The 6,054-nt window shown below is 69.4% G+C and carries 6 protein-coding genes; 5 read left to right on the top strand and 1 reads right to left on the bottom strand.

Annotated elements, in window-relative coordinates; genetic code table 11:
* The 5 genes from ispG to ACFWP5_RS40930 all read left to right on the top strand — a co-directional run.
* Window positions 1-962 (top strand): flavodoxin-dependent (E)-4-hydroxy-3-methylbut-2-enyl-diphosphate synthase (gene ispG / locus ACFWP5_RS40950; protein WP_384169106.1); only part of this gene is annotated, 962 nt, incomplete at its 5' end.
* 27 nt (window positions 963-989) lie between these two features.
* Entirely contained in the window at window positions 990-2,897 is a 1,908-nt protein-coding gene (gene dxs / locus ACFWP5_RS40945; protein ID WP_384169103.1) for a 1-deoxy-D-xylulose-5-phosphate synthase, read from the top strand.
* Window positions 2,894-4,279, top strand: coding sequence for an aspartate aminotransferase family protein (locus tag ACFWP5_RS40940; protein WP_384169100.1), 1,386 nt, complete (start codon window positions 2,894-2,896; stop codon window positions 4,277-4,279). The genes dxs and ACFWP5_RS40940 overlap by 4 nt, the downstream gene beginning before the upstream one ends.
* A 112-nt stretch (window positions 4,280-4,391) precedes the next feature.
* Window positions 4,392-5,024 (top strand): helix-turn-helix domain-containing protein, encoded by a 633-nt coding sequence (locus ACFWP5_RS40935; RefSeq protein WP_384169097.1) that lies wholly within the window; start codon window positions 4,392-4,394, stop codon window positions 5,022-5,024.
* On the top strand, window positions 5,021-5,146 hold the full coding sequence (locus tag ACFWP5_RS40930) for a DUF6126 family protein (RefSeq protein ID WP_384169094.1): 126 nt from the start codon (window positions 5,021-5,023) through the stop codon (window positions 5,144-5,146). The genes ACFWP5_RS40935 and ACFWP5_RS40930 overlap by 4 nt, the downstream gene beginning before the upstream one ends.
* A gap of 27 nt (window positions 5,147-5,173) precedes the next feature.
* On the opposite strand, the gene ACFWP5_RS40925 is transcribed toward ACFWP5_RS40930, so the two are convergent.
* Window positions 5,174-5,971: a tyrosine-protein phosphatase gene (locus tag ACFWP5_RS40925; RefSeq protein WP_384169091.1), complete on the bottom strand. Its 798-nt coding sequence runs from the start codon at window positions 5,969-5,971 to the stop codon at window positions 5,174-5,176.
* Between the last annotated feature and the right edge of the window lie 83 nt (window positions 5,972-6,054).

The following is a 6,054-nucleotide window of genomic DNA, read 5'->3' as shown; positions in this document are numbered from 1 at the left end:
CCTTTGATGCCCGTCGTTCCGCCCCCACGCAGGACGACGCGGACGCGCTGGCGACCATCGCCCGCAAGTCGCAGATCCCGGTGATCGCGGACATCCACTTCCAGCCCAAGTACGTCTTCGCCGCAATTGAGGCCGGCTGCGCGGCGGTTCGCGTCAATCCCGGCAACATCAAGCAGTTCGACGACAAGGTCAAGGAGATCGCGCGGGCCGCCAAGGACCACGGCACGCCGATCCGGATCGGGGTCAACGCCGGTTCCCTGGACCGGCGTCTGCTCCAGAAGTACGGCAAGGCGACGCCCGAGGCGCTCGTCGAGTCGGCCCTGTGGGAGGCGTCCCTCTTCGAGGAGCACGGCTTCCGCGACATCAAGATCTCGGTGAAGCACAACGACCCCGTCATCATGGTCAACGCCTACCGGCAGCTGGCCGCGCAGAGCGACTATCCGCTGCACCTCGGGGTTACCGAGGCCGGTCCCGCCTTCCAGGGCACGATCAAGTCGGCGGTCGCCTTCGGGGCGCTGCTCAGCGAGGGCATCGGCGACACGATCCGGGTGTCGCTGTCGGCCCCGCCGGTGGAAGAGGTCAAGGTCGGCCTTCAGATCCTGGAGTCGCTGAACCTCAAGCCCCGCCGCCTGGAGATCGTGTCGTGCCCGTCCTGCGGGCGTGCCCAGGTGGACGTCTACAAGCTCGCCGACGAGGTCACGGCGGGCCTGGAAGGCATGGAGGTCCCGTTGCGCGTCGCGGTCATGGGCTGCGTCGTCAACGGACCCGGCGAGGCGCGGGAGGCGGACCTCGGCGTCGCCTCCGGCAACGGCAAGGGCCAGATCTTCGTCAAGGGCGAGGTCGTCAAGACCGTGCCCGAGTCGAAGATCGTGGAGACCCTCATCGAGGAGGCGATGAAGATCGCCGAACAGATGGAGCAGGACGGCGTCGCGGCGGGGGAGCCGGCCGTCACCGTGAGCTGAAACAGCACGGACCGAAGGGGGCCCGACGTGACGATCCTGGAGAGCATCCGGCAACCACGCGACCTGAAGTCGCTGTCCGAGGCGGAACTCGGCGAACTGTCCGAAGAGATAAGGGAGTTCCTGGTCCACGCGGTGGCCAGGACCGGCGGACACCTCGGGCCCAACCTGGGCGTGGTGGAACTGACCATCGCGCTCCACCGGGTCTTCGAGTCACCAACTGACCGCATCCTGTGGGACACCGGCCACCAGAGCTATGTGCACAAGCTCCTGACGGGCCGTCAGGACTTCTCGAAGCTGCGCAGCAAGGGCGGCCTGTCCGGCTACCCCTCGCGCGAGGAGTCCGAGCACGACGTCATCGAGAACAGCCACGCCTCCACCGCGCTCGGCTGGGCCGACGGCCTCGCCAAGGCCCGCCAGGTGCAGGGCGAGAAGGGCCATGTCGTCGCGGTCATCGGCGACGGCGCGCTCACCGGCGGCATGGCCTGGGAGGCGCTGAACAACATCGCGGCCGCCAAGGACCGGCCGCTGATCATCGTCGTCAACGACAACGAACGGTCCTACTCGCCCACCATCGGCGGGCTCGCCAACCACCTGGCGACCCTGCGCACGACCGACAGCTACGAGAAGGTCCTCGCCTGGGGCAAGGACGTCCTGCTGCGCACCCCGGTCATCGGCAACACCGTCTACGAGTCGCTGCACGGCGCGAAGAAGGGCTTCAAGGACGCGTTCGCCCCGCAGGGCATGTTCGAGGACCTGGGCCTCAAGTACGTCGGCCCGATCGACGGACACGACATCGGCGCCGTCGAGTCCGCGCTGCGCCGCGCGAAACGCTTCCATGGCCCAGTCCTCGTCCACTGCCTCACGGAGAAGGGCCGCGGCTACGAACCCGCCCTCGCCCACGAGGAGGACCACTTCCACACCGTCGGCGTGATGGACCCGCTCACCTGCGCACCCCTCGTGCCCTCCAACGGCCCTTCCTGGACCAGTGTGTTCGGCGACGAGATCCTGCGCATCGGGGAGGAACGGGACGACGTCGTGGCGATCACGGCGGCGATGCTGCACCCGGTCGGTCTCGGCAAGTTCGCCGCGAAGTTCCCGGACCGGGTGTGGGACGTCGGCATCGCCGAGCAGCACGCGGCGGTGTCGGCGGCGGGCCTGGCGACCGGCGGGTTGCATCCCGTTGTCGCCGTCTACGCCACCTTCCTCAACCGGGCCTTCGACCAACTCCTCATGGACGTGGCGTTGCACCGCTGCGGGGTGACCTTCGTCCTCGACCGGGCGGGCGTCACCGGTGTCGACGGGGCCTCGCACAACGGCATGTGGGACATGTCCATCCTCCAAGTGGTGCCGGGCCTGCGCATCGCCGCGCCGCGTGACGCCGACCAACTCCGGGCCCAGCTACGGGAGGCGGTCGCCGTCGACGACGCGCCGACGCTGGTCCGCTTCCCGAAGGAGTCGGTCGGACCGGAGATCCCGGCGATCGACCGCGTGGGCGGCCTCGACGTCCTGCACCGAGGCGCTGAGACCCCCGAGGTGCTGCTCGTCGCGGTGGGGGTGATGGCGCCCGTCTGCCTCCAGGCCGCCGAACTCCTCGAAGCGCGCGGCATCAACTGCACGGTCGTGGACCCCCGTTGGGTGAAACCCGTCGACCCGGCGCTCCCGGGCCTCGCCGCCGAACACCGCCTCGTCGCCGTCGTCGAGGACAACAGCCGCGCCTCCGGCGTCGGCGCCGCGGTGGCGCTGGCCCTTGGAGACGCCGAAGTCGACGTACCCGTACGGCGGTTCGGCATCCCGGAGCAGTTCCTCGCGCACGCCAAACGCGGCGAGGTGCTCGCCGACATCGGCCTCACACCCGTCGAGGTCGCCGGACGGATCAGCGCAAGCCTGGCGGTCAAGGACACGACCGACGGCACAGCCAAGGAGAAACCCGAATGACCAAGGAGTTCGACCTCACCGCGCTGCTGGCCGAGCGCGGAGCCGAGCGTTACGAGCTGCACGCCAAGTACTTGAACCACCAGCTCCCGCGCATGCTGCACACCATCGGCTTCGACAAGGTCTACGAGCGGGGCGAGGGCGCCTACTTCTGGGACGCGGACGGCAACGACTACCTCGACATGCTCGCCGGGTTCGGGGTGATGGGGCTGGGCCGCAACCACCCCGTCGTCCGCAAGGCGCTGCACGACGTCCTCGACGCCCAGCTCGCCGACCTCACCCGCTTCGACTGTCAGCCGCTGCCCGGCCTGCTCGCCGAGAAGCTGCTCACCCACAGCCCGCACCTGGACCGGGTGTTCTTCGGCAACAGCGGTACCGAGGCGGTCGAGACCGCGCTCAAGTTCGCCCGCTACGCCACCGGGAAGCCGCGCGTCCTGTACTGCGACCACGCCTTCCACGGTCTGACCACCGGCTCGCTCTCGGTCAACGGCGAGGACGGCTTCCGGGACGGCTTCGCCCCGCTGCTGCCCGACACAGCCGTGCCGCTCGGCGATCTCGACGCCCTGGCACGGGAGTTGAAGAAGGGCGACGTGGCCGCCCTCGTCGTCGAGCCGATCCAGGGCAAGGGCGTCCACGAGGCCCCGCCCGGCTATCTGCGCGCCGCGCAGGAACTCCTGCACCAGCACAAGGCGTTGCTCATCGCGGACGAGGTGCAGACGGGTCTCGGTCGGACCGGTGACTTCTACGCCTACCAGCACGAGGAGGGCGTGGAGCCGGACCTGGTGTGTGTGGCCAAGGCGTTGTCCGGCGGCTATGTGCCGGTCGGCGCGACCCTCGGCAAGGACTGGATCTTCAAGAAGGTCTACTCGTCCATGGACCGGGTGCTGGTCCACTCGGCGAGCTTCGGATCCAACGCGCAGGCCATGGCCGCCGGCCTAGCCGTCCTGTCCGTCATGGAGAACGAGCAGGTCGTCGCCAACGCCCGTGCCACCGGGGACCAGTTGAAGAACCGGCTCGCCGCGCTGGTCGACAAGTACGAGCTGCTCGCCGACGTCCGCGGCCGGGGCCTGATGATCGGCATCGAGTTCGGCAGGCCCAAGTCGCTGAAGCTGCGCAGCCGTTGGACCATGCTGCAGGCCGCGCGCAAGGGCCTGTTCGCGCAGATGGTGGTTGTACCGCTGCTCCAGCGGCACCGGATCCTCACCCAGGTCTCCGGCGACCACCTGGAGGTCATCAAGCTCATCCCGCCGCTGATCATCGGCGAGCGTGAGGTGGACCGGTTCGTGGACGCCTTCACCGCTGTGATGGACGACGCGCACAGCGGCGGCGGGCTGATGTGGGACTTCAGCAAGACGCTCGTGAAGCAGGCGGTGGCGAACCGGTAGGGGTGGCCAACCGGTAGGGGTTTCTGCTTGACGTCGTGGGTGGGCGCCGCAGGTTTTTGCCCCCGAGGCAAGAGATTTGCCTCGGGGGCAAGCCTGCGGCTGAATGGAGAGCATGAGCTCTCCCGAGACCGAGCCGGAACCGTCGGCCGGGCCGGTCGAAGACCTGCCGGCCACCGTCGCACCACAGCTCCGCGCCCTGCGCCGCCGCGCCTCCCTCACCCTGGAGGTCGCCGCCCGCTCGGCCGGGCTCTCGCCCGCCCATCTCTCGCGTCTGGAGACCGGGCTGCGCCAGCCCTCGCTGCCGATGCTGCTCGCGCTCGCCCGCATCTACGGTACGACAGTCTCGGATCTGCTCGGCGAGACGGTCACCGACCGGGACGCCGTCGTACGCGCCGCCGACATGGAACCGACCCGGGCGGGCGGCTGGACCTACTGGCAGGCCGGCGCCCCCGGCCGCGGGATGCAGTCGCTGCGTGTACGCATCCCGCACGGCTCCCAGGGCGACATCGTGCGGGTGCACCCCGGCGAGGAGTGGCTCTACGTCCTCACGGGCCGGCTGCGCCTGCGCCTCGGCGACACCGCGCACATCCTGGCGCCGGGCGACAGCGCGCACTTCGACTCGCTCACCCCGCACCGCCTCGCCGCCGCCGACGAGGACGGCGTCGAGGTCCTGTTCGTCCACACCCTGCTGCAGAGCCCCACGGCCACCCTGTGCCTGGGCCCGATCACCGGAGAGACGCCATGAGCGGCAACAACATCGAGGACAAGTTCCCGCGCGCCCTGTGGGTACGGCTCATCATCTACATCGCCGCCGGCCACCTGTTCGCGGCCTTCATCTACCTGCTGTTCTCCGTGGGCGCCAAGTAGCCCGCCGCGGCGGCCGGTTGAGTCGGTTCAGTCGAGCAGGCGCTCGCGCAGCCGCTCCCGGATCTCCGGGGTGATCCCCAGCCCCCGCTCCAGATAGGCGTCCACACCGCCCCAGGTCTCCTCGACGGTCTCGAAGGCCGCCGTCAGATACTCGGCGCGGGCGTCGAAGAGGGGACTGAGGAGTTCCATCACTTCGGGGGAGTAGGCCGCGGCGGAGGAACTGCTGCGGCGCACCTTGTAGCGGCGGTGCTTCGCGTTCGACTCCAGGTAGTCGGTCACGATCGCCTCGCGCTCCACGCCCAGGGCGAGGAGCGTCACGGCTATCGACAGGCCCGCGCGGTCCTTGCCCGCCGCGCAGTGCATCAGTGCGGGGACACTGTCCTCCGCGAGCGCGTGCAGCACCTGGGAGTGCTCGGCTGTGCGCTCCGTGACGATCGTGCGGTACGACACGATCATCCGGTCCGCGCCCTTGCTGCCGCCGAGAATCTCGCGCAGCTGCTCCATCTCGCCGTCGCGGACCATCTTCCAGAACTCGGAGCCGTCCGCCGGGTCGGTCAGCGGCAGATTCACATTGCGCACGCCGGGCAGCTCGACGTCGGGGCCCTCCAGCTTCTGGTCCGACGCGTTGCGGAAGTCGAAGATCGTGTGCAGGCCCAGCGAGTCGAGGAACGCGGCGTCCTCCTCGGTCGCGTGCGCGAGGTGGCCGCTGCGGAACAGCACCCCGTGCCGCACCCGCCGTCCGTCCACCGTCGGAAGTCCGCCCACGTCCCGGAAATTGCGCACTCCGGACAACTCCGGCTCGGTCGACGGAATCTGCTGCGTCACGAGGACTCCTCCCACTCGGCCCGACGACGCGGCTCACCGGCGGGCACGTTCTCGACGATACGACATCGATTCCACAGGCCATG

It is taken from the genome of Streptomyces sp. NPDC058469, assembly GCF_042721125.1.
In the GTDB taxonomy this organism is placed as follows: Bacteria; Actinomycetota; Actinomycetes; order Streptomycetales; family Streptomycetaceae; genus Streptomyces.
The sequence above is the reverse complement of the archived record's forward strand: the minus strand, read 5'-3'. Positions and strand labels throughout refer to the sequence as shown.

What these genes read in the sequence shown, in the direction of transcription:
- ACFWP5_RS40940 (WP_384169100.1), top strand. Translation starts at nt 2,894, where the DNA reads ATGACCAAGGAGTTCGACCTCACCGCGCTGCTGGCCGAGCGCGGAGCC.
- ACFWP5_RS40935 (WP_384169097.1), top strand. Translation starts at nt 4,392, where the DNA reads ATGAGCTCTCCCGAGACCGAGCCGGAACCGTCGGCCGGGCCGGTCGAA.
- ACFWP5_RS40930 (WP_384169094.1), top strand. Translation starts at nt 5,021, where the DNA reads ATGAGCGGCAACAACATCGAGGACAAGTTCCCGCGCGCCCTGTGGGTA.